The sequence below is a fragment of the Streptomyces sp. NPDC006516 genome, assembly GCF_040611875.1.
In the GTDB taxonomy this organism is placed as follows: Bacteria; Actinomycetota; Actinomycetes; order Streptomycetales; family Streptomycetaceae; genus Streptomyces.
In genome coordinates this window covers 1-21,195 of record NZ_JBEXPD010000016.1, presented here as the reverse complement: position 1 = coordinate 21,195, position 21,195 = coordinate 1, and the positions used below count along the sequence as shown (strand labels likewise).

15 protein-coding genes and 1 pseudogene are annotated in these 21,195 nt (G+C 70.6%); 10 read left to right on the top strand and 6 right to left on the bottom strand.

Annotated features, from left to right (window positions below; all coding sequences use genetic code 11):
• Positions 1 to 43 precede the first annotated feature (43 nt).
• Positions 44 to 919 (top strand): peptidoglycan-binding domain-containing protein, encoded by an 876-nt coding sequence (locus ABZY45_RS30715; protein ID WP_356745223.1) that lies wholly within the window; start codon positions 44 to 46, stop codon positions 917 to 919.
• A gap of 152 nt (positions 920 to 1,071) precedes the next feature.
• Here ABZY45_RS30715 and ABZY45_RS30710 read toward each other — a convergent pair.
• The 3 genes and pseudogenes from ABZY45_RS30710 to ABZY45_RS30700 form a co-directional block, all read right to left on the bottom strand.
• Positions 1,072 to 1,614: pseudogene (locus ABZY45_RS30710) on the bottom strand (peptidoglycan recognition family protein); the annotation flags it as partial.
• Between the two features lie 146 nt (positions 1,615 to 1,760).
• A complete protein-coding gene (locus ABZY45_RS30705) occupies positions 1,761 to 2,519 on the bottom strand; it encodes a bacterial transcriptional activator domain-containing protein (RefSeq protein WP_356745221.1) in 759 nt (252 codons plus the stop codon).
• Between the two features lie 76 nt (positions 2,520 to 2,595).
• Positions 2,596 to 3,291 carry a peptidoglycan DD-metalloendopeptidase family protein gene (locus tag ABZY45_RS30700; RefSeq protein WP_356745219.1) on the bottom strand — a complete coding sequence of 232 codons (696 nt, stop codon included), beginning with the start codon at positions 3,289 to 3,291 and terminating at the stop codon, positions 2,596 to 2,598.
• 566 nt (positions 3,292 to 3,857) lie between these two features.
• Here ABZY45_RS30700 and ABZY45_RS30695 point away from each other — a divergent pair.
• From ABZY45_RS30695 to ABZY45_RS30685, 3 genes are all read left to right on the top strand, one after another.
• Complete coding sequence (locus ABZY45_RS30695) at positions 3,858 to 4,652, top strand: peptidoglycan-binding protein (protein WP_356745217.1); 795 nt, start codon at positions 3,858 to 3,860, stop codon at positions 4,650 to 4,652.
• 65 nt (positions 4,653 to 4,717) lie between these two features.
• A complete protein-coding gene (locus ABZY45_RS30690; RefSeq protein ID WP_356745215.1) occupies positions 4,718 to 5,941 on the top strand; it encodes a hypothetical protein in 1,224 nt (407 codons plus the stop codon).
• Positions 5,942 to 6,088: 147 nt separating this feature from the next.
• The gene (locus tag ABZY45_RS30685; protein ID WP_356745213.1) at positions 6,089 to 6,595 is read left to right on the top strand and encodes a hypothetical protein; all 507 of its coding nucleotides are present in this window, start codon (positions 6,089 to 6,091) and stop codon (positions 6,593 to 6,595) included.
• A gap of 32 nt (positions 6,596 to 6,627) precedes the next feature.
• On the opposite strand, the gene ABZY45_RS30680 is transcribed toward ABZY45_RS30685, so the two are convergent.
• Positions 6,628 to 6,984: a hypothetical protein gene (locus tag ABZY45_RS30680; protein WP_356745211.1), complete on the bottom strand. Its 357-nt coding sequence runs from the start codon at positions 6,982 to 6,984 to the stop codon at positions 6,628 to 6,630.
• Positions 6,985 to 7,044: 60 nt separating this feature from the next.
• On the opposite strand from ABZY45_RS30680, the gene ABZY45_RS30675 reads away from it, so the two are divergent.
• From ABZY45_RS30675 to ABZY45_RS30660, 4 genes are all read left to right on the top strand, one after another.
• Complete coding sequence (locus ABZY45_RS30675) at positions 7,045 to 9,927, top strand: hypothetical protein (protein ID WP_356745209.1); 2,883 nt, start codon at positions 7,045 to 7,047, stop codon at positions 9,925 to 9,927.
• Positions 9,928 to 9,983: 56 nt separating this feature from the next.
• Positions 9,984 to 13,991, top strand: a complete 4,008-nt coding sequence (locus ABZY45_RS30670; protein ID WP_356745207.1) for a hypothetical protein — start codon at positions 9,984 to 9,986, stop codon at positions 13,989 to 13,991.
• A gap of 315 nt (positions 13,992 to 14,306) precedes the next feature.
• The gene (locus ABZY45_RS30665; RefSeq protein ID WP_356745205.1) at positions 14,307 to 15,404 is read left to right on the top strand and encodes a tetratricopeptide repeat protein; all 1,098 of its coding nucleotides are present in this window, start codon (positions 14,307 to 14,309) and stop codon (positions 15,402 to 15,404) included.
• A complete protein-coding gene (locus tag ABZY45_RS30660; RefSeq protein WP_356745203.1) occupies positions 15,401 to 16,489 on the top strand; it encodes a polyprenyl synthetase family protein in 1,089 nt (362 codons plus the stop codon). The genes ABZY45_RS30665 and ABZY45_RS30660 overlap by 4 nt, the downstream gene beginning before the upstream one ends.
• 33 nt (positions 16,490 to 16,522) lie before the next feature.
• Here the strand turns inward: ABZY45_RS30660 and ABZY45_RS30655 are convergent, their stop codons facing one another.
• Positions 16,523 to 18,307, bottom strand: coding sequence for a cholesterol oxidase substrate-binding domain-containing protein (locus tag ABZY45_RS30655; protein WP_356745201.1), 1,785 nt, complete (start codon positions 18,305 to 18,307; stop codon positions 16,523 to 16,525).
• A 193-nt stretch (positions 18,308 to 18,500) separates the two neighbouring features.
• On the opposite strand from ABZY45_RS30655, the gene ABZY45_RS30650 reads away from it, so the two are divergent.
• Both ABZY45_RS30650 and ABZY45_RS30645 read left to right on the top strand, forming a co-directional pair.
• Positions 18,501 to 18,785 (top strand): DUF5959 family protein, encoded by a 285-nt coding sequence (locus ABZY45_RS30650; RefSeq protein ID WP_356745199.1) that lies wholly within the window; start codon positions 18,501 to 18,503, stop codon positions 18,783 to 18,785.
• Between the two features lie 179 nt (positions 18,786 to 18,964).
• Positions 18,965 to 20,452, top strand: coding sequence for a benzaldehyde dehydrogenase (locus tag ABZY45_RS30645; protein ID WP_356745197.1), 1,488 nt, complete (start codon positions 18,965 to 18,967; stop codon positions 20,450 to 20,452).
• A 161-nt stretch (positions 20,453 to 20,613) separates the two neighbouring features.
• Here the strand turns inward: ABZY45_RS30645 and ABZY45_RS30640 are convergent.
• A partial coding sequence (locus tag ABZY45_RS30640) for a lectin (protein ID WP_356745195.1) occupies positions 20,614 to 21,195 on the bottom strand: 582 nt, incomplete at its 5' end.

The following is a 21,195-nucleotide window of genomic DNA, read 5'->3' as shown; positions in this document are numbered from 1 at the left end:
GGACGGGACCACCCCGCCGGACGGTTGAAGAGAGGCCGACATCATGCATCAGTCCGTACGCGACCAATGGATCAGGTTCAACGACCCGCTCGAAGGCCGAGTCGATTTCATGTACCTCGACCAGAAGGGATGGGTGAGCACGGGGATCGGCAACAAGATCGACCAGACGGCCGCGCCCAACTCCGCCCCGAGTGCTGCGGAGCGGGCCGCCTCGCTCGCCCTGGCCGGCGAACTGCTGTGGCTGGACGCCGGCGGTGACCCGGTGTCGGCCGACCTCGTCGCCGCCGAGTGGGACAACGTCAAGGGACGCCTCGATCTGGCCCCCCAGGGACACAACGCGTTCCGGCCCCCCTTCACGTCGCTGCACGTGGACGACGCGGAGATCGACCGGCATGTGTTCGCCAAGCTGGACCAGATGGAGTCCTTCCTCACCGCCCGTCCCGAGTTCACCGACTTCGGCACATGGCCCGCCAACGCACAGCTGGCGACTCTGAGCATGTGCTGGGCGCTGGGACCCGCGTTCAAGTTCCCCAAGCTCCAGCAGCACGTGTCGGTGCGCAGTTGGAGCGGCGCGGCTGACGAATGCCACTTCACTCCGGACGAGGGAACGATCAGGATCCGGAACAAGCTCGACCGGGCGCACTTCCTCCTGGCCCAGACCGTGGAGAGCCAGGGGCTGCCCACCGAGAGTCTGGCCCTCGACCTGTCCGACGTGTTCGGCGTGCAGGGTGCGCTGCTCGCCCTCGGCTACGACCCGGGCCGCCAGGACGGCGGGGACGGCCCCCGCACCCAGGGTGCCGTCCGTCAGTTCCAGGCCGACCACGGACTCGAACAGAACGGGGCCTTCAACGACCCGGCCACTGTGAGCACTCTCGGCGCCCGGCTCGCGGAGGCGGGTTTCACTGTGGTGGGTGTCTGACCGGTTCCGGCACACGAGGTCCGGTGGCAGTGGCGCCACCGGACCTCGTGTGCCGGAACCGGTCGAACCGGCTCTGCCGGGAGCTGTCAGGAGTGCGCAGGGACACCGGCCAGGCGCCCGCGCGTCCCCCGTCGCAGGTCCGTCATCTCCAGACCCCTGGGGTCTACCTTGCCGGGCTGCCATTCACGGTGGCCGATCACGCTCCGCTCGCTCCAGCCGTGCGCTCGGCAGAGGGCGGCGGCCACCTTCTCGATGGCCTGCACCTGCTCCTTCGGCCACGGGTCCTGCCCGTCACCCAGGTTCACGCACTCGAAGCCGTAGAAGCGGGCGTTGCCGTCCGTGTCCGCGGTTCTGTCCGGCGGCAGAGCGGTCTCTGCGATCACCGCGCGCAGGACGTCCTGGTCGCCCTTGCCCGCATGGTTGGTGCGGCCGTAGCCGACCAGGAAGACCGTGCCGTCCTTCGCGATGACTCCGTGGCACAGGGGGCCGGGCAGAGCGGAGTGGCCCTTGCAGCACAGGTCCACACTGCCGGTCGTGCCTGAGGTCACCGTGTGGTGGATCATCACGCCGTGCACGGGGCCCCAGGGGCCCTTGTGGTTACGGTTGTGCGTACGCCACGACCGGTGCTCGACCACGGTGAGCCCTTCGGAGCGCAGCGCGGCGAGGAATCGGTCGGCTGAGAGTGGAGTGGCCATGACTCTCCTAGGGAATTACCGGGCCCGCCCCGGGTACGAGGCCGGCCTCTGCCCCTGCCACTCTTCACCGGAGAGCGTGACCGCCGCGTGACGGCTGCGTGACGCGCTCCCTGGGTGCTGCCGGGGGACGGACCCGCGCCGCTCCTTCACGCCGAGCCCTCGTCCGGGGCCGCCGCGACGGCCGCCCTCGCGGGCCGGGCGCATCCCGACACCAGCCGGTACAGGTGTTGCGGCGGATCCAGACCCAACTCGTCGCGCAGGCGGCGGGCGTAGCGGGTGAACGCGTTCAGGGCCTCGGACAGGTTCCCGTCGGACAGATGGGCCAGCACCAGGCAGGTCTGGCCGCTCTCGCGCAGGGGCTCGGCGTGCACCGCGGCCTGCGCGGCGGCGATGGCCTCGGCATGCCGCCCTGCCGTACGCAGCCGCCCTGCCAGCGTCTCCAGGGCGTGCAGGCGCAACTGCCGCCACTCCTCGGCCTCCGACAGGGCCCAGTCCTCGTACCAGCCGGGCAGCAGCTCGGCCGAGAGGACGCGGACGATCTCCAGCGGCGCGCCGGGAACCCCGTCCGCGCCGGTGGGATCGGCGGTGGGGTCGACGAGGCGTTGCGCCGTCCGGCGCACGTGATGCAGATCGACGGTGGTTCCCGTCGCGAGACGCACCTCGGCCGAGGTGACGTCCAGCGCCTGCCGGCCCCTGTGGTTCAGGCGCGCCAGTGCCGCGCGCAGATCGGCGTGCGCGCACCGCTCGGAAGCCTCGGGCCACAGGGTGCCGGCGACGAGGGGCCTGGGCACCGCGGCCCGGCAGCGCAGGGCGACGAACGCGAGCACCTTCTCCGACCCGACGGGTACGGTCACCTGGTCATCGCCCACCCACAGCCCGAAACCGCCCAGGACTCCGATCCGCACGCGGGGACGTTCAGGGCCGGCGCGTCGCTCGGAGCCCATGAGGGGCGGCTCAGGACCCATGTCCGTCCTTCCGGCGTCACCAGCCGGGCTTCGCGACCTGGCCGTAGGCCCACCGGGAGCCCTTGGACATCTCGAAGTGCAGGTGCGGGCCCGTGGAGTTACCGGTGCTGCCGACCTTGCCGATGCGCTGTCCGGCCTTCACCGTCTGGCCTCGCTTCACCTGCCGTGCCGAGAGGTGGCAGTAGGTGTACACGTGGCCGTTGTCCGCGTGCAGACCGATCCACTGGCCGTACGCGCCGCCGTCACCGTTCGACCACTCGACGGTTCCGTTGCGCACGGCCACGACCGGTGAACCGGCGGCAGCCGCGAAGTCCTGCCCCGTGTGCCTGCCGATCCCGTCGGGCTTCCAGGCGTACGGACCCGGCCGGAAGAATTCGAACGAAACCTTGTGCCCCGGCACGGGTGTGGCCACCCGCCCGCCGTGTGAGGACGCCCCCTGAGTCTTTGCCGCGGCTTTGCCGCAGTCCACCTGGAAGTGCTCCTGCTTGCCGAGGTCGGTGAGCGAGCGGCAACCGGGCACACCATCGGCGTCGTCGCCCTTGAGTCCCTGCTTGAGCTGATACTTGCGGTAGGCCTTCTTGGTCTGCTCGCCGAAGTGACCGGTGGCACCGTCCGGGATGTCGAAGCCCCGCTTGATCAGAGCACGCTGGACGGTGCGGACCTGTTCGCTGGTCTTTCCGAATCGGATTTCCGACAGATCGATCTTGGTCATGGTGACCATGATGGGCTCCTGACAGCCGCAGGGGTGCCGACCCGTCGATGCAGCTCCCGAGCATGTCAGCCGCCGTCACGGCGGGCCGGCCAGGAGGGAGATGTGACAGCGCCGGGAGGGTCACGACGAATTCCCTGACGCTGCCTCATGTAGTCCACCGTCCCCGCTCAAGCAGGCAGTTACAAGGCGCTGCGCGGGCGAAGCCGGTTCAATTCCGACTATAAACCTGCCCACCGCGACCGGCCACCATAACCGTCGACCGCATTCCACGCACCCTACGCCCTGGGGTCGTTCACTCCGCGCGTGAGCTGTACAACCGACAACAATTCTCCTCGCCGGCGATCGATGAATCTCCAACTTCTCCGAAACGGGGCTTCAATTGACTGCCGAGCACGGACAGGAGTTCCTTGGCGGCGGGTTTCCGCGCGCTCTTTCCCATCCGGTCGCGACGGCACCCTCGGCGTCATACGCTGAAAAGCGTCGGCCCGGTCCCGCGAGAACAGGAAACGGGCCGGGGACGGAACCACCGCATCGCGAAATGGAAGAAGCGCGCTCGGAGGCACGTCATGGCAGCGTTCGACATCGAAGTGTCCAGCCCCGTCTCCGCGGGCTTCACAGCCGGACTCGGCGGTCCCCATATCGGAACACACGCGCCGCCCGCGAAGTGGTACATCGAATACGGGATGGACCTGGGTGCGCAGGAGGGGTCCATGGTCCGAGCCGCCTTCGACGGCCACGTCACCGTCTTCCACCCGCACGTCCCGGCGGAGGACACTTCCAAGATCTATGGCGCCCAGGTCTTCGTGCGCGCGCCCAACGACATGATGGGCGGTTTCTACACCCACATGAAGGACGTGCCGGACGGACTCGGCGTCGGTTCACCCGTCGGCCGTGGCGACGAGCTCGGCTCCGTACTCCGGTTCCCCGGCACCACATCCCATCTCCACATGGCGCTCGTCGAGATCCTCGGCGGCGCGCCCGCGCCGGAGGACCGCTACTGCGGCGTGGACAACATGTACGACTTCTTCCTGGATACGGCCACGTCCGACGCCGCCACCAGCGTCCAGTTCCTCCAGGACGGCTCGCCCCCGGTCGTCGGAGACGGCGGCGGTGGAGGTGGAGGCGGCTCCGCGGTCATACACCTCGGCACCGTGCGGGGCATCCAGCAGGGGCTGGTACTGCTCGGCTACTCCCCCGGGGTGGTCGACGGCATCGACGGACCGAACACCCAGGCCGCCGTGCTCGCGTTCCAGGCAGATCACGGACTGCCCCAGACCGGACAGTGCACCGATGTGTCGCTGGCGACGCTGGCGGCCCTGCTCATCGCCGGCGGCCATCAGGTGGACGGTGTGACGGTGTGACCCCCGCACCGCCGCTCCGGACCACGGGCCCGCGACGACCGGCAGACCGCTGAGGAGGAGTTCTCATGGCCACCTGGACCGTCGGCGCGGCCAGGAGACGAGCGGCCCGTGCTCCGGCGTCCGCCCAGGACGACACCACCCCGGACCCGGCCCCCCCTGGGGCGGTACCGACGGCCGCCTACGCCGGAGGGGAGGAGCCACCGACCTGGACGCAATTCCTCACCCCGCGCGACGACATGGGCCCGTGGGAGCAGAAGGAAGGGCTGAGGGCCCGGATCACGGAGCTGGAAGCCATCATCGACGCCCTGAGCACCCGGGCGTCCGTCGATTCCGACCGGCGCAGAGTGGTACGGAACTACGCGTCCAACGCCCACAGAGAGCTCGCGGAGGCCGAGCGCTCCCTGCTCGTCAGGCAGCCCGGCAGGAGGCGCGCGGCTCACCTGGGCGTCGCGCAGGCACACATGGACGCGGCGCTGAACCTCATGGTCTGGATGGCGTCCGCCGAGGACATCAAGGCCATGCTTCCGCAGATCGTGGCCCTGGTCGAGGAACACCTCGCGGCCGGCGACCCACGGCGGGTACGGGTCATCGACATCGCGCGCGGGATGCAGCACAACGCCGATCGAAAGCTCCGCCCCAGCGAACGGGCCTTCCTGGCCGAGACGGTCAGCCTCGCCCGCAAGCTTCTGTGGAACGAGCGGCTGCGCGTACGGAGCTTCGTACGCATCGTGGGTACGGTCACCATCGGCCTGACGATCGCCGCGGTGGCCGTCGCCGTGATCACCGTCATCTGGGAGGCGCTGGTCCCGCTCTGCTTCACACCCGAGGTCAACGGCGGCTTCAACGTCGTATGCCCGACACGCAGCCGATTCGTCATCCCGTTCCCGCCGGACTCGCCCGTCACCAGCGAGATGACCGCCCAGGTCGCACAGGCCGGGGACTATCTCGTCATCGAGATCATCGGCGTCCTGTCCGCCGCCGTCGCGTCGGCTGCGGCGCTGCGGCGCATCAGGGGCACGTCTCTGCCCTACAACGTACCCGTGGTCCTGGCCCTGCTGAAGCTGCCGCTGGGCGCCCTGACAGCCGTTCTCGGCCTGTTGCTGATGCGCGGCGGATTCGTACCGGGCCTCAGCGCTCTCGATTCCACCGCCCAGATCATCGCCTGGGCCATCGTCTTCGGATACTCGCAGCAGTTGTTCACCAAGTACGTCGACCATCAGGGACAGGCACTGCTCGATTCCGTACGTGGGCCGGCCAGCAGGAGCAGTTCGTCCCCCGACGCGGGGTGAGGGCGAGGTGCGGGATACCGCGACGGAACCGTTTTTCCACCAGGTACGCCGGCATCCCGCCGGTCACCCCTGATCCGGCTTCCCGTCCACGGCGGGCGGGAGGCAGCACGGCGCAAGGCGCGGCCGTGACCCGGTACTGGAGGTCCGATGTCAGCCATCGACGACAAATGGGCGCAGATCCAGTGGATCGGTCAGCCGGTCGACACCGGCGCCGGCAGCGCGGAGGGCGCGAATCCCGACGGGCGCGGCCGATCACGGGACTACGAGCACGGGTCGATCTACTGGTCGCCGCAGACCGGCGCCCACGAGATCCACGGGGACATCCGTCTCCACTACGCGCGGCTCGGAGGCTCGAGCCACTTCCTCGGTTACCCCCTCACGGACGAGTCGGGCTGCCCTGACGGTGTGGGCCGTTTCAACCACTTCGAGGGCGGGTCGATCTACTGGACCCCTCAGACCGGCGCCCACGAGGTGCACGGCCCGATCCGGCAGACGTGGGCGGACCTGGGCTGGGAGAACAGCTTCCTCCGCTACCCGGTCTCCGACGAGATGGGCCCTCAGGAGCGGCGCAACAACCGTTTCCAGGGCGGCCACATCGTGCGCAACGCGGACGGCAGCGGGGCCGTGGCCCACGAGTCCGTCCCCTTCGACTGACACGCCCCGTGCGTCGGCCGGCTCTTCGGTCCCTACCGTGCCAGGAGACAGTCATGTTCCACATCCGCACCCAGCTCCTTCTTTTGCGGTTCTGGAGGGAGGTGCTGCTGACACGGCACGGTGAAGGCCCCCGCGGCGGCGGAGGCGGGAGAGGATTCGGCCGCGGCGGGGAGGGCCGCGGGGACCGAGGGCGTGAAGGCCGCGGAGATCGCGGTGGGGAGGGCGGCCGTCCCGGACACCGCGGCGACGATGACGGATTCCGGCGGGGCGACGGCGGGGACCGTGGCGGAGACGGCCGGCGCGGACCTCACGGGCCCGAGCACGATGGTGGCCCGCACGGCCCCCACGGCCCCCACGGCCCCGGCGAAGGCCCGCACGGCCCCGGGCACGACGGCGACCCGAACCGCCCCGCCCCAAGGGACGGCACACCCGTCACAGGTCCTTTCCGCGTGCTCAGGCCGCAGGACATGCTGGTCCTGGAGATCGGTCTGGTGAACCTCCGTCAGGACGGGGACCGGCTCGTGCGTCAGGCTCCGGGCCCCGCCCAGATCCTGGTGACGCTGCCGCCTCAGCACGTCGCCGAAGCAGCTCTCCCCCTTCCGCCCACCGCGAGTTCACGTGTTCCGTCCTTCTCCGCGCGGCCGTCCACACTGGCCTTCTCCCTGCCCGACGACATGGACGGTGTCGGCCTCTCCCTCGCCTCACTCCTCGACTGGACCCGGCTGGTCCCCCAGTCGGTGCCGGTCGTCGGAGCGCCCGATCCCGGCACCTCGGCCGTCTACGGCGGTGTCCACAGGACCACGATCGAGTTCCCCCTGCGGCTCCTGCTCACCCACGACGACGCCGTCTCCCGCTGGGAGCACCTGGCCGATCCGTTCGTCGCCGACGGCCGCTCCGAGCTCTGGCACACGAGCCTGCTCGGCCCCGAAGCGGGCGAGCCGCCCCTCTTGCGTGCCGTGGCGACAGCCGGTGTCCTGCCGCCCGGACTGCCCCTGCTCCAGGAGCATCTCGACGGCATCGTCATCCAGACCAGCAGGCACGAGGTGTTCGACAAGAACGGGCTTCCCATCGAGATCCTCAGCGATCCGCTGCACGCAGAGCAGTTCAGACTCACGTCACTGGGCGCCTCCGCCCATCTGCACGGCAGCTGGACCCTCGACAAAGCTGCGCTGAACCAGTTCGCCGAGGCCGGCCGGCCGGCCCCTCTGGCCTCGTACGACCACATCACCGGTCTCGGCAGGGACCAGTTCGTCCGGACGGCTGATCGCTATTTCTGCCACACCGGCCACCAGGCCCTGTTCATCATCGAAACCCGACGGGTCTTCACAGCCGCTGGGGACGGCACCATCGTGGCCGGCCTTCACTCGGAGCGGCACGCGGAGTTCCCGCAGCCGGACATCAGCTACGGGGCGACCACCGGTTACACGCACCAGGGGCGGGAGATGCCCCTGACCTCGCTGCACATCGACGAGCGCGTCACCCCGAAGCTCAAGGACGCCGGCCCGCCGACCGGGCCCTTCTTCGCCGTGCTCGAGGACACCGGGTCCGATTACCTGCTCCCCGTCACCGGCACCGACCAGGAAGGCCGGAAGGTCAGCTTCCGCATGCCTCTCCTCCTCGTCCCGTCGGCAAGCGGAGCCAACGGTTCGATCGCGGCCTCCTTCCCGCACGCCGCGCCCGCTCCGGCGGCGTTCGGGCCGGGTGACACGCGTGCGATCGCCCAGCTGGACGGACAGGAGATGGCGATCACGGAACCCCTGCCGGGCTCGCCCGGCAGCACCTGCCACCCCGTGAACACGCTGCGCTTCGACGTGCAGCCCAGAGCGCAAGGCGGCGATCACCCGCTGGACGCGGTGCTGTTCGTGGCGGGAGCCGAGGTCCGCGAACCCGCGGTCGAGGCCTTCGCGCCGGGCGGCGGCCGAGTACAGGTGCGGATGAACGCCGGCTATCTGGAGCGCGGGTTCACCGACAACCCCTCCGGCGCCTACCTGACCATGAACACGCCGGTGCAACTGCTGCTCAAGGCGGAGCAGGCCGGCGGGCTCGCCAGTCCCAACTCGGCGGTCTCCGAGATCACCGGCCGTGCCGGGGTGCTGGCCGAGACCTTCTCGAAGGTCACGGCCGCCCCCGATGTCCCCATCCCCGTCGACGAGGTCACGAAGGCATTCAAGATCGGGAAGCTCCTGGGCATCGTCGAGCTGTCGGACATCCTGGGCACGATCCCGCAGTCGGCCGTCACCGATCTCGCGCAGCTCTCCGACAACAGGATCGAGGAGATCATCAGGAGCGGGGATCCCCGGACCCTCCTGCCTGTCCCCGTCCTGCGCGTCACGGAGCTCGCCGAGGGGGCGGGCAAGGAGCTGCGCTACGTGTGGAAGCCGTCCATCAAGAGCTCCGGAATCGTCGGTCTCGAGGACGCCTCGCTCGTGCTGGACTCCCGTACGACCGTGTCCACCGACGGCCTGGACAAGTCCAGCGTCAGCGGGGAACTGACCAACCTCAAACTGAGGTTCGCGGGCCTGGCCGAGGTGAGGATCGCCCGCCTCTCCTTCACCTCCACGCCCGGCGGCAAACCCGACATCGATGCTTCCGGCCTTGAGCTCGTGTTCGAGGGTGCGCTGTCGTTCATCAACAATCTGCGGAGCCTCCTGCCCGCCGACGGTTTCGGCAAGGGCGCGTACATCGACATCGACCCGTCCGGGATCAGGGCCGGCTACACGCTGGCGATACCCAGCATCGCCGTCGGTGTGTTCAGTCTGCAGAACCTGTCCCTCACCGCCGGGCTGGCGATCCCCTTCGAGGCCTCGCCCATCCGCTTCAGGTTCGGTATCTGCAGCCGGGAGGACCCGTTCCTCGTCAGCGTCTCCCTGTTCGGCGGTGGCGGATTCTTCGCCATGGAGGTCTCCTCCCAGGGCATCGAGCTCGTGGAAGGAGCACTGGAGTTCGGAGGGACGGCCTCGCTGAATCTGGGTGTCGCCAGCGGCGGTGTCTCGATCATGGCCGGGGTCTACTTCAAGCTCGAGAAGAACGCCCAGGGCGGCCAGGACATCACTCTGAGCGGCTATCTGCGCTGCAACGGCTATCTGTCGGTGCTCGGCATCGTCAGCGTGTCCGTCGAGTTCTACCTGGAGCTCAGCTACCAGAAGTCCGGGGGCGAATCGGTGATACGCGGCAGAGGCACCCTCTCCGTCAGCGTACGGATCGCCTTCTTCAGCAAGACCGTCTCGCTCACCCTGGAGCGCAGCTTCGCCGGCGCACCGGGTGACCCCACCTTCGCCCAGTGCGTGGAGCCGGACGACTGGGACACGTACTGCCTGGCCTATGCAGCCTGAGCCCGCCCTCGACCCACGCCCCGCAGCGGGCCCGGCCCCAAAGGAGACCTCCAGCCATGGCCCTCGAACAGCGGATCCACTGGACCGTCCTTCCTGGTGGTTTCTCGGCCGACGGGACGAAACTGCTCGTCTCGGTCTTCGTCTCGCCGCAGCTGTCAACCGGCGAGGCGCAGGCGCCCGGTACCCGAGCCACGCTCGGCCCCTTCCCCGACTTCCTGCGGTGGCCCGATCGAGTCGCATCGGCGACATTCGCATTCGCCACCACCGACGGCGTCACAAAGCCGCAGGACTTCCCGATCGGGCCGGTCGAACCGACCGGCGCGCCTCCCGACACCGTCCTGTGGCAGCGTCTCTTCCGCGCGGAGACGGTACTGGACTCCTTCACGTTCGACCGGCACCAGGAGCGTGAGGTCACCACCTGCCCCTCCCGAGCCATGACGGCGAGCGCCCGGCACATCTACGCCATGGCCGCCACCCGCTTCCCCGACGGTCCGCCGCGACGGAGTGAGCTGGACACGATGAGCGCGGAGGGCGGGATGCAGGGCCTGGCTCCGTCGCCCGCCGAAGGCATGAACACCTTCACGCGACTGCAGGACTTCCACCACCCGTCCCCGGCCCAGCCCACGCTCGCACGCCCCATGGAGAACACCGATCCTCCGCTGGAACCCCCTGTGCCCGACTTCCACACCATGCTCAGTTCGCTCGGCGACCACCCGGCGCTGTTGCGCCGTCTGGGGCTGGTCCTGGACTTCGCTCTCCCCGCCGACGGTGTCCCCGACTCGGCGGGCGGTCTCTTCCTCGTCGTCAAGCCCACCTGGGAGCCGCTGCTGCGTGGCCCCGCCCCGGACCCGCCGCCCAGCCACGACGTGACCCCGCACACGAGTTACGTCCTCGACCGGGCGAAGCATGCCTTCGTGGCCGGAGCCCGTGACGCGCAGCCGGCCGACCCGCTGGCACCCCCGGCCCAGGGCCTGGTGCCGCTGCCCTCTGAGGAGTTCTCGATCGAGCAGGCCGATGCCGACGGCGCCCTTCTGCAACTGGACGCCACCGAAGCGGAGTCCGTGGGCCTTCCGGTCGTACGCACAGGCGGTCTCACCCTGGCACGCAAGGACCGCATGGCTCATATCACCGAGGACTTCCAAGCTGCCGCCGAGCAGAAGCAGAAGGCCGACGAGCTCGTGGCGGACGCCGACGCCACCGGCCAGGTGAAGCTGTTCGCCGAGGACCTCGTCCGCGGGCACCGGCTGGACGTCTGGGACGAGAGCCGCGCCCAGTGGTTCTCCCTGCACCAGCGCGACGTGGCGTACTGCCCGCCAGGGCTGCCGCAGACCCCGCTGTTCGCCGCGTCCGACGAGGGGTTCTTCCAGGTCGGCCTGGCCACCCGGCCGGAGACCGCACAGCGGCTCTACCTGCACGACAACATCATCACCTGGGACGGCTGGTCCCTGGCCGCACCCCGGCCGGGCAAGGTGGTGAGCGCAGCGGAACGGGCCCCGGACCCCGAGGACGAAGCAACCCAGCCCCAGCGCATCGGCAACCCGGCCGCCCCCGGAATCCCGCTGGAGATCACGTCCGTCGCGCGTCCGGGGACACTGCCGAAACTCCGGTTCGGCCGGTCCTACCGGGTCCGCGTACGCACCGTCGACCTCGCGGGCAACGGGCTCACCCCCGCGCAGGCCGACGCACTGATGCAGGCGGAACCCGGGAGGACCGATCTGGCACTCCCCGCCGAAGGTCCGCAGCCGTTCCGCCGCTTCGAGACGGTCCCTTCCCCTGTGCTGGTGCCACGTCTCCCGCTCGTCGACGGCGCCCGCACCCAGCGGCTCGTCGTCCGCAGCGACCGCGGAGTGACGACCGACCAGTACGCCGCCGCCTTCAACGCGACACCTTCGGTCACCGGCGGCGCCCACGCGCCGTACACACCACACGACGAGCGCCATGTCGTGGCTCCGAAGGCCTCGCTGGAGTGCGTGGAACGCCACGGGATGCTGGACACCGCCATCGGTTCGGCCGACCCGGCCGTGCGGACCGCCGTGTATCAACTCGCCCTGCACGAGAGCGGATCTCTGGACGATGCGACGCTGCCAGGCGCGCAGGTGCAGGAGGGGGTCGACGCCGCCGACGGAGGGAAGTCGCCGCCGCTCGTCCTGCACACGGGCGAGCAGGTGCCGATGCCCTACCTCCCCGATCCGCTGTCCACGGGTGCTGTGTTCTTCGGCCTCCCCGGGCTGCCACCGGGTCAGCCCTTCCCGGTCGAGTGGAAGGGCACCGCCTGGCACAGCCCGGCGTCCTTCCGGATCCGCGTCACGGAGGGCGACGGCCCGCCGCAGTTCGACGAGCAGGCGCGTGTCCTCACCGTTCAACTGCCCAAGGCCGCCGTCCACACCGTCCGGGTCTCCTCGCGGATCACCGTGGAGGACAGCGTGCTGGGCCTGGCCGACTGGTGCCGCGAGTCGACGGCGACCGACGACGCCCAGGTCGGTGAGCTGATGACATCGGCGCACGAGAGCCGCCACTGGCTCTTCACCCCCGGGCAGGAGTTCACCCTCGTCCACGCGGTGGCACGCCCGTTGCAGGATCCGCTGCTGCAGCTCGGCACAGCACCGGTCCGCACCCCGTCGGCGACGACCGAGCACCTGCTGGGTGCCGTCACGGTGCACACCGAGAGCACCGAACGCGTCGACGTGTTCGCCGAGTGGACCGATGTCACGGACGAGGGACCGGAGGGCAGGACAGAGCGGCCGGGCAGCGCGCACGTTCTCTCCCTTCCGCTCTCCCTCGCCGACGCCGAGGACGCCCAAGGCGTGCCATACCGGGTTCCTCCCTCCTGCACGCTGACCGACGGGGTACTCACGTTCAGTACGGAGCTGGCCGAGACGCTGGCGAAGAATGCCCAGCCTCCGGCGGCTCCGCCCTACAGCCGGCAGGAGTTCGGCGACACCAAGCACCGAAAGGTGAGCTACCGGCCGGTGGCCACCACCAGGTTCGCCGAGTACTTCTCCGGGCAGCCTTCGGCACAGGATCCGCCGGAGGGCGAAGTGCCCCACTCGGTCCCGAGCAGCGCTCCTCCGGCAGCCCCCGGGGTCCTGTACTGCATGCCCACCTTGGCCTTCGAGGAGCCGGACAGCCCTCCCGGCACCGTGGTGCGACAACGGCGCGGCGGAGGCATCCGGGTCTTCCTGGACCGCCCCTGGTTCTCCTCCGGCGACGGAGAGCTCCTGGGCGTCCTCATCGACGACGCACCCGGCCCGGGCTCCCCCGACGAGGAGCCGGTCGTCACCCAGATCGGACGGGACCCGATCCACCTGTCGGCTTCCGTGGGCCCCGCGACGGCCGCGATGTTCACGAACAAGGTCGCGAGCGTGGGCCCGCTCCGCCGCCCCTCGCGCGGTACGGCCGGCGCCGTGGCCGGGGCCTCCACGGTCACCGCGCTCGGCTTCGCCCCGCAGTTCGACAAGGCCCGCCAGCGGTGGTTCTGCGACCTCGACCTCGACACCGGGGACAGCTACTTCCCCTTCGTGCGCCTGTCCCTCGTACGTCTCCAGCCCGCGTCGATCGCGGGGGCGGAGATCTCCGGTGTGGTGCTCTCCGATCTCGTACGGACGCTGCCCGACCGCGAACTCACCGTCAGCGGTGACTCGCCCGTGAGCATCACGCTGACCGGGCCGTCCTACCGACCGCAAGGTGCTCCGGCCCCCAGGGTCAGGGCCCGTCTGGAGCGCAGGCACCCCGCCGTCGAGGACGAGGACCTCGGCTGGGTGACGGTCGAGGACAGTGCCGTGGAGCTCGTGTCCGTGGACGCCGAGACGTCCGACAGGGCGGTGTTCACCGGCGAGGTGGCTCTGCCGCAGCGCTGGCACGGATGGCACGGGCGCCACCGGCGGTGGGGTACCGGCGGGCGGCCCTGGGGCCGGCGAGGCGACCACGAGGGCGGCCGGGGACGGGGCCTGCGGCTCACGGTCGAGGAGACGGAGCCGATCAGCACGGACGGCTCGGCCGAGACGCAGGAGCGGGTGGTCTACTGCGACTTCGTGGACCTCGGCGACATCGACCTGGACGGTTGAACAGACCCGGCTCCCCCGCCGCCTCCCTCGCAAGGAGGACCCGTCCGGCGGGCCCCACGCGGGTCCGCGAAGCGGGCTGTACGCGGGCGCACACGGCGACGGGGCCCCCACCGGCGACGCCGATGTGACCGCCCGGCCGCCGGGCGCCGTCCGTCCCGATGACTACTCAGGGCTCCCCCGTGGCCCTCAGGTATGACCCACGACGAGATCGGAGAGGGATTCGCCTCACCCCCGCTCGCTCCTAACGTCCTGATCAAGACGGTGGGGCAACCGCCGCACGGCAGCGATGCCGAGGACAGGCGAGACAGTGAGCGGGTGGCACGGGTGACTCAGCAGGACCGGCCGACGGACAAGGCGTTCGCTCCGGAGTATCAGGGGGCCCTCGGCTCCCTGTCGGTCAATTCCTCTCTCACCGAGGTGCTGGCCAAGGGCGTCGAGGAGCTGAGAGCGGCCGAACGCGCCGGGCAGCAGGGGGAGATGGCCCGCTGTGGGCTGGCGGTCGCGGAGGCCTGCCGGCGACTGGGCCGGATCGAGGAAGCCGATGCCGCGTGGAAGGCGAGCTACCGCGCGGCCCGTTCGGCGCAGGACACGGGGGCGATGGCGTGGGCTCTGTGGAGCGGAGGCACGCTCGCCCGCCAGCGCGGTTCGCTGGCCCTGGCCTACCGGCTTCTCCGGCTCGCGGCCGAACTGGGCGAACGGGGCGGCGACGTGGTCGTACGCGGTTACTCACTGGCCGGTCTCGCGGAGACCGGCCGCATCCAGGGCGACTACCAGGCCGTCGGCGAACTGCACGAGCAGTTGCTCGCCGAGGCCCGCCGGCGCGGGGAGGCCAGGCACACGGTGTGGGCGCTGGAGGGCATCGCGCAGATGCACCGCAACACCGGTTCGTACGACAAGGCGCTGGCTCTCTTCGAGGAGGCGGCGGAGACGGCGGGCCGGGCCGACGACCGGCGAGGTCGGGCCTGGGCGCTGCGCGGCATCGCCGACGTGGTCTCCGTACGCGACGGTGACGTGGACCGCGCTCTCGCGCTGCTCGGCGAGGCCGAATCCCTGTGCCGCGAGATGAAGTTGTCCAGCGCGCTGGCCTACAACCACAAGATGCGGGGCAACGTGCGCTACCGGGCCGGGCAGTATGCGCAGGCCCGTGACGACTACGCGCTGGCGCTCGCGGAGTTCGAGGAGATGAACGAGCCACGCGGGACGGCGCTCTCCCGGCTGGGGCTCACCAAGGCGCTGGCCCGGCTCGGTCGCAACCCCGCGGAGACGGTCGTGGACCTGGCCGGGCTCCGCGAGACCCTGGACCGGATCGGCCTGCGCCACGCGCGGGACATGGTGGACAGGGCCACGGCGGAGCTGGGAGTGGGCCCGCTGCCGGGGAGCAGCCCTCGGGCCGAGGAGGCGATGACGCGATGACCACCTCCGCGACCGTGCCCGCCGGGCCCGCACACGCCGCCCGCCCGGAGCTCGCGGGCACCGCTGCCCGCACCCTCGTCCGCTGCCGTGATCTGGTGCGCCCCTCCCTGTCCGCCGCTCTGGAACGGCTCCATGCGTGGCCGGGTGAGATGGCCGCGTACTCTCTCGGCTGGTGCGAGGTCGGCGGCGCCCCCACCGGGGGAGCCGTCGAGGGAAAAGGCGTGCGCCAGGCCCTCGCCGTCCTGTCCGCCGAGGCGGCCGGAGCGCCCGGGGAGAGCGCACTCGCCGGTGCGGTGGCCGTCGAACTCGTCCACACCTTCTCGCTGCTGCACGACGACATCATGGACGGTGACGGGATGCGCCGGCAGCGCGAGACCGTGTGGAAGGCGTACGGCACGGGGCCCGCCGTACTCGCGGGCGACGCGCTGCTCGCCCTGGCGGTGCAGGTCCTGGCCGAGACGCCCGGTCCGCACGCCGCCGCGGCGGTCGGCCGGTTGTCCGGAACGCTGACCGGTCTCGTACGCGGTCAGGCCGAGGACCTGCTCTTCGCGGCCCGTCCCTGGACCGGGCCGGACGCCGTCCGGCCCGGTGAGTACCGCGCGATGGCGGAACTGAAGACCGGCACCCTGCTGGGGTGTGCCGCGGCGCTCGGCGGCCTCCTGGGCGGCGCACCGCCGCGGACCGTATCCGCTCTGGACCGGGCGGGGCGGCACCTCGGGGTGGCTTTCCAGGCCGTCGACGACCTGCTCGGGATCTGGGGCGACCCGGCAGTGACGGGAAAACCGGTGCACAGCGATCTGCGGCAGCGGAAGAAGACCTGTCCCGTCCTCGCCGCACTGGCCGGGGACGGCCGCCAGGCCAGGGAGCTCGCCTCCCTTCTGGAGGCGCCGCTGCCCCTCGACGATGCCGGCGCGGAGCGCGCGACGGCACTCGTCGAGGCGTGCGGCGGGCGTACCGCGACGCTGGAGGAAGCCCGCCGCCACCTCGATGCCGCCCGTGGCTGCCTGCGTGGTGTGCCCCTCGCCCCACGTGCGGCGTGCGAGATCGAGGGGCTGCTCGAGTTCCTGCTCCACCGCGAGGTCTGAGGAGGGGTGCCCGGCTCCGTCACCCTGGGCCTGTCACGTCCGGATCAGCCGGTCGGTGAAGGCGTTCCCGAAGACGCCGTGCGGATCCAGCCGGTCGAGCACTCCTACGGCTTCCGCCCACTGCCCGGGGCCGTACGAGGCGGGCACCGTCGTTCCGATGACCTCCGGGTCCGCCCACGCCTCCGCGTCCGTGTACGCCCAGCCCTTGGACCACTCGACACGGGTGAGGGCGTAGTCGCCGTCGAAGGTGGTGAGCAGGAAGCGCTCCAGGTCCCGGTAGAACGCGTGGGCTCCTGGGGTCGTCGGCTGGGTGAGGACGTCGATCCACACCGCGCAGTCGAAGTCCGGCCGGTCCGCGGGGGGCCGGACGACGGAGAGCAGCGGCGGCCGGGCTCCGGGGGCGGCGGACTCCTCGGGCCGGTCCAGCCCGCCCACGCGGATCTCGACCTGGCCGTTGACGGGGAACTCCCCGCGTGCGGCCCGGGTCTTCAGCTGCTCGCTGTAGTAGGCCGCGAACTTCGAGATGACGCGCTGCACCTCGGCCCGCCGGGTGATGATCGCGTACCCGTTGGCCGTCTCCCTCAGGGTCGTGGGACGGAGGTAGAACTGCAGGTTGTGCGCCGCTCCCCAGAGGTCCGTGGCGAAGGCCGCCGCCAGCCCCGTGGCGGCCACGGTGTACTGGGCCGCGCCGAAGGCCGGGGCGAGGTACCAGGCCCCTTCCCCCAGGATGCGTCCGGCCAGCCGGGCGACGGGGGTGGGCAGCGAGTCGCTGAACGGATAGTTGTACGGGTGGTGCACGGCCCTCGCGGTCGCCGGACGCTCCGGGCTGAGGCTCCACACCTTCAGCCATGGCTTGTCCGTGAAGGCGAACCAGATCGCCTCCACCCGCCCCGCGCTGTCGAGGAAGTCGGCGAAGGTGTTGCCCCGGGCGGCGAGGGCGCTGCCGGGAGCGGCGAACAGTTCGTCGCTGGTGAGGTCGACACGGCTCCGGCAGCGGAGCGGTACCTCCTCACCCGCCTGGAGCACCGCCTCCACGACGAGACCGCGGCCGACGTGTGTGGCCAGAGCCTCGCATTCCTTGTCGGAGCCCCGGTGGAAGGTGCGCACCACGTATGCGGACCGGGCCGCGTCCCAGACGACCGCGGTGAGCGAGAGGACGAGGTTGCTCAGGGTTCCGTAGGTGTGCCCCGGACGCGGGTCCTCCCCCACGGCGGGCACGCTGGTGCCGTGGGCGTCGATGGCGAGCGTCCCGCCGAGTGTCAGCTCACCCGGCGCCGGGGTGTTGGTGACGCCCAGGCCGTGTTCGGCGAGGAAGGCCGTCAGCGTCTCCAGGGTCACTCCGGTCTGCGCCCGGACGGCACCGGGAGCGCCGGGCGGCGGCGTCACGAGTTCCATCCGGGTGAGGTGCTCGGTGGTGTCCATGAGCAGCACGCGCCGGTCCGATTCCTCCGGCCCGGTGATGGTGAGGGGCGACCAGTTGTGCGCCTTGCCCCGTGCGCGCAGCCGCCAGCCGTTGGCGTGCGCCCAGTTCGCGAGATCGGCGAGGTCCTGGCCGGTGCGGGGAGCGCAGGCCCACAGTCCGGTGTGGGTGATCTCGCCGGCCCAGTTGATGTAGGGGGTGCGGTACGCCACCAGGTCGGCGGGCAGTTGGGGAGGCGAAGACGGGACGATCGAGGGCGTTGCCGCGGCGGAAGGCTGCCCGCCGGCCGCCGCCACCCCGCCGGGTACACCGAGTGCTCCGCCGACGACGGCCGCCGCTCGCAGCACCCCACGGCGGGAGGGGACGGCCGGTGACGTTGAGTCAGAAGAATCAGGCATGCGCACGACCGTAGGCGCCTCCCTCTGTGCCCCTCACACATACACCGGAAGACCTGCACGATCCTCACCGTCGGGTGTAATGGACGGAACCCCGCCCCCCAAGGTCCGCCAGGAACGGCGACTGGCCGAAACACCTTTGTCCGCTCGGCACGAAGCGCGTGTTGCTGCCGGATCCACTCCTGCGACGGCCGGTGTGCCCCCTTCGTCGCGCTGGTCCGCCTCGAAGCTGAGGACCTGGGCGGAGGCTCTCGACAGACTGACCGCCGGCGAGGACGTCGCCTGGATGGAGTGGGACAGGGGGCCCACCGTCTCGATCCAGCTCACCGGGGAGCGCGGGTGTCCGGAGGTGATCGTCGAAGACGATTCGTCCATGGTCACCGTGCGGGTTCCACTCGTCCCGCCGGACGACTGGATCGTCAGTCATCGGCTACGCCTGGACCGAGTAGTGGATCACTGGGTCCCGTTGCTGTCCGAGTAGCGCGCCGGGCCGGCGGCCGCAGCGGGACCGGTCAGTCCCAGGGGCGGTGCGGGCTGGAGCCTCGGGAGTTCCGGGAAATGGATGGCGGAGAAATCACAATCCGGCCATCGGCAGTTGAGTTCAGGCCGTGAAAGCCTGGGGGCCGTATCACCGGCGACCACAGAGAGACGGATTCCCTGATGACCTCAGTACTGGAGACGACCGAGCAGCTGATCGACCTGAAGCTGTGCGCCGGCCGGATTCACCTCGACGGCGAGTGGGTCGAGGGAGGGGGCGGGACGGCTGATTCGGTCGAACCCGCCACGGGAGACGTCCTGGCCACCGTCGGCCTCGCCGATGCGTCGGACGTCGCCCGCGCCGCGGAGAGCGCCGAGCGCGCACAGAGGGAATGGGCGGCTCTTCCTCATCCGCAGCGTGCCGCCGTGCTGCGCCGGGCGGGCCGACTGTGGGAAAGGCACGCCGATGAGGTCGTCGGCTGGAATGTGCGGGAGGTGGGCTCCATACCGGCCTTCGCCGGATTCGCCGTTCATGTGACAGCTTCGGAGTGTTACGAGGCTTCTGCTCTCCCGTCGCACCCACTGGGGCAGCTGCTGTCCAGCGAGGAGCCGCGCCTGTCCTTCGCCCAGCGCGTGCCCGCCGGTGTCGTCGGTGTGATCTCTCCCTTCAACGTGCCGCTGATCCTCGGGATCCGCGCCGTCGCCCCGGCTCTCGCGCTCGGTAACGCCGTGCTGCTGAAGCCCGACCCGCGCACGGTCGTGACGGGCGGGATCGCGATGGTGCGGATCTTCGAGGAGGCGGGCCTGCCGAAGGGGCTGCTGCAGCTGCTGCCGGGCGGCGCGGAGGTCGGCACCGCGATCGTGGAGGACCCGAGGGTCCGCGTCGTCGCGTTCACCGGTTCCACCCGGGCGGGTCGCGCGGTGGGAGAGCTGGCCGGGCGCCACCTCAAGCGCGCGCACCTCGAACTGGGCGGCAACTCGGCGTTCATCGTGCGCCACGATGCCGACGTCGACCAGGCCGTCAACCTCGCCACCTGGGGTAATTACCTCAACCAGGGCCAGATCTGCATGTCGATCGGCCGTCACATCGTGCACGAGTCGCTCTTCGAGGACTACGTCGCCAAGCTCGCCGCCAAGGCGGAGTCGATGGTCGTCGGAGACCCCTCGACCGGCCAGGTGCACATGGGTCCCGTGATCGACGAGGTCCAGCGCGACCGTATCCACGCATGGGTGCGGGAAGCGGTGGAGCAGGGCGCCACTCTCGCCGCCGGGGGCACGTACGACAAGCTCTTCTACCGCCCGACCGTGGTCGCCGCCCCGCCCAAGGACGCCCTGGTGTTCCGTGAGGAGGTGTTCGGCCCCGTCGTGTCGGTGGTCCCGTACACCACCGACGAGGAAGCCGTGGCACTTGCCGCGGACACCGGGTACGGTCTCTCCCTCGGCATCGTGACGGCTGACGGGCTCGCCGGGCTGGAACTCGCCCGGCGCGTCCCGACCGGCATCGTGCACATCAACGACCAGACGGTGAACGACGAGGCGAATGCCCCGTTCGGCGGGGTCGGGGCGTCGGGCACCGGATCGCGCCACGGCGGTATGGAGGCGAACATCGAGGCCTTCACGGAGACCCGCTGGATCACTCTGCGCCGCGAGCCCGCCGGCTACCCGCTCTGACGGAGGCTGACAAGCCGAGCCACCGTACGAGGACTTCTCGCCGCCCGCGCGGGCGGCGAGAAGTCCTCGTACTCGAGAAGGGCCGGTCATCCGCCCTCCGGATCAGTCGGTGCGGCGAGTCGCGATCACCGTCTCCTCCGGCCACGGAGACTGACGGGCCGTCACCTGGTGACGGTCCATTTCTGGTTGGCGGCACCGGTGCAGGTCCAGATCTGCAGCCGGGCTCCGTTGGCGCTGCTGCCACCGGACACGTCCAGGCACTTGTTCGCCTGCGGGTTCACGATGTCCTTGGCGGCCGGCGTCGCCCATTGCTGCGCCGCGGTTCCGTTGCAGTCGTACAACTGCACCAGGGACCCGTCGGCCGTACCGCCCGAGGCCACGTCCAGGCACTTGCCCAGCGCGCGGATGGTGCCGTCGGAGCCCACGGTCCACTTCTGCGCCGCGGTTCCGTTGCAGTCGTACAACTGCACCGCCGTACCGTTCGCCGCCGCACCGCCGGCGACGTCCACGCACTTGCCTGCGAGCCCGGTGATGGGCCCACCGCCCGAAGAGGTGTCTCCCGTGGTCACGCGGACGTAGTCCACGACGAGTCGCTGGGGGAAGCTGGTACTGCCGTCCGGGTCACCGGGCCAGTAGCCGCCGACGGCAAGGTTGAGGATGAGGAAGAACGGCTTGTCGAACACCCAGGCTTTGCCGTTGAGGTCAGCGGGTGTCCTGCGCTGGTAGACCGTGCCGTCGACGGA

Coding starts and splice junctions, on each gene's coding strand:
- ABZY45_RS30655 (WP_356745201.1), bottom strand. CDS start 18,307: ATGCCTGATTCTTCTGACTCAACGTCACCGGCCGTCCCCTCCCGCCGT.
- ABZY45_RS30715 (WP_356745223.1), top strand. CDS start 44: ATGCATCAGTCCGTACGCGACCAATGGATCAGGTTCAACGACCCGCTC.
- ABZY45_RS30685 (WP_356745213.1), top strand. CDS start 6,089: ATGTCAGCCATCGACGACAAATGGGCGCAGATCCAGTGGATCGGTCAG.
- ABZY45_RS30670 (WP_356745207.1), top strand. CDS start 9,984: ATGGCCCTCGAACAGCGGATCCACTGGACCGTCCTTCCTGGTGGTTTC.
- ABZY45_RS30660 (WP_356745203.1), top strand. CDS start 15,401: ATGACCACCTCCGCGACCGTGCCCGCCGGGCCCGCACACGCCGCCCGC.
- ABZY45_RS30690 (WP_356745215.1), top strand. CDS start 4,718: ATGGCCACCTGGACCGTCGGCGCGGCCAGGAGACGAGCGGCCCGTGCT.
- ABZY45_RS30700 (WP_356745219.1), bottom strand. CDS start 3,291: ATGACCAAGATCGATCTGTCGGAAATCCGATTCGGAAAGACCAGCGAA.
- ABZY45_RS30695 (WP_356745217.1), top strand. CDS start 3,858: ATGGCAGCGTTCGACATCGAAGTGTCCAGCCCCGTCTCCGCGGGCTTC.
- ABZY45_RS30645 (WP_356745197.1), top strand. CDS start 18,965: ATGACCTCAGTACTGGAGACGACCGAGCAGCTGATCGACCTGAAGCTG.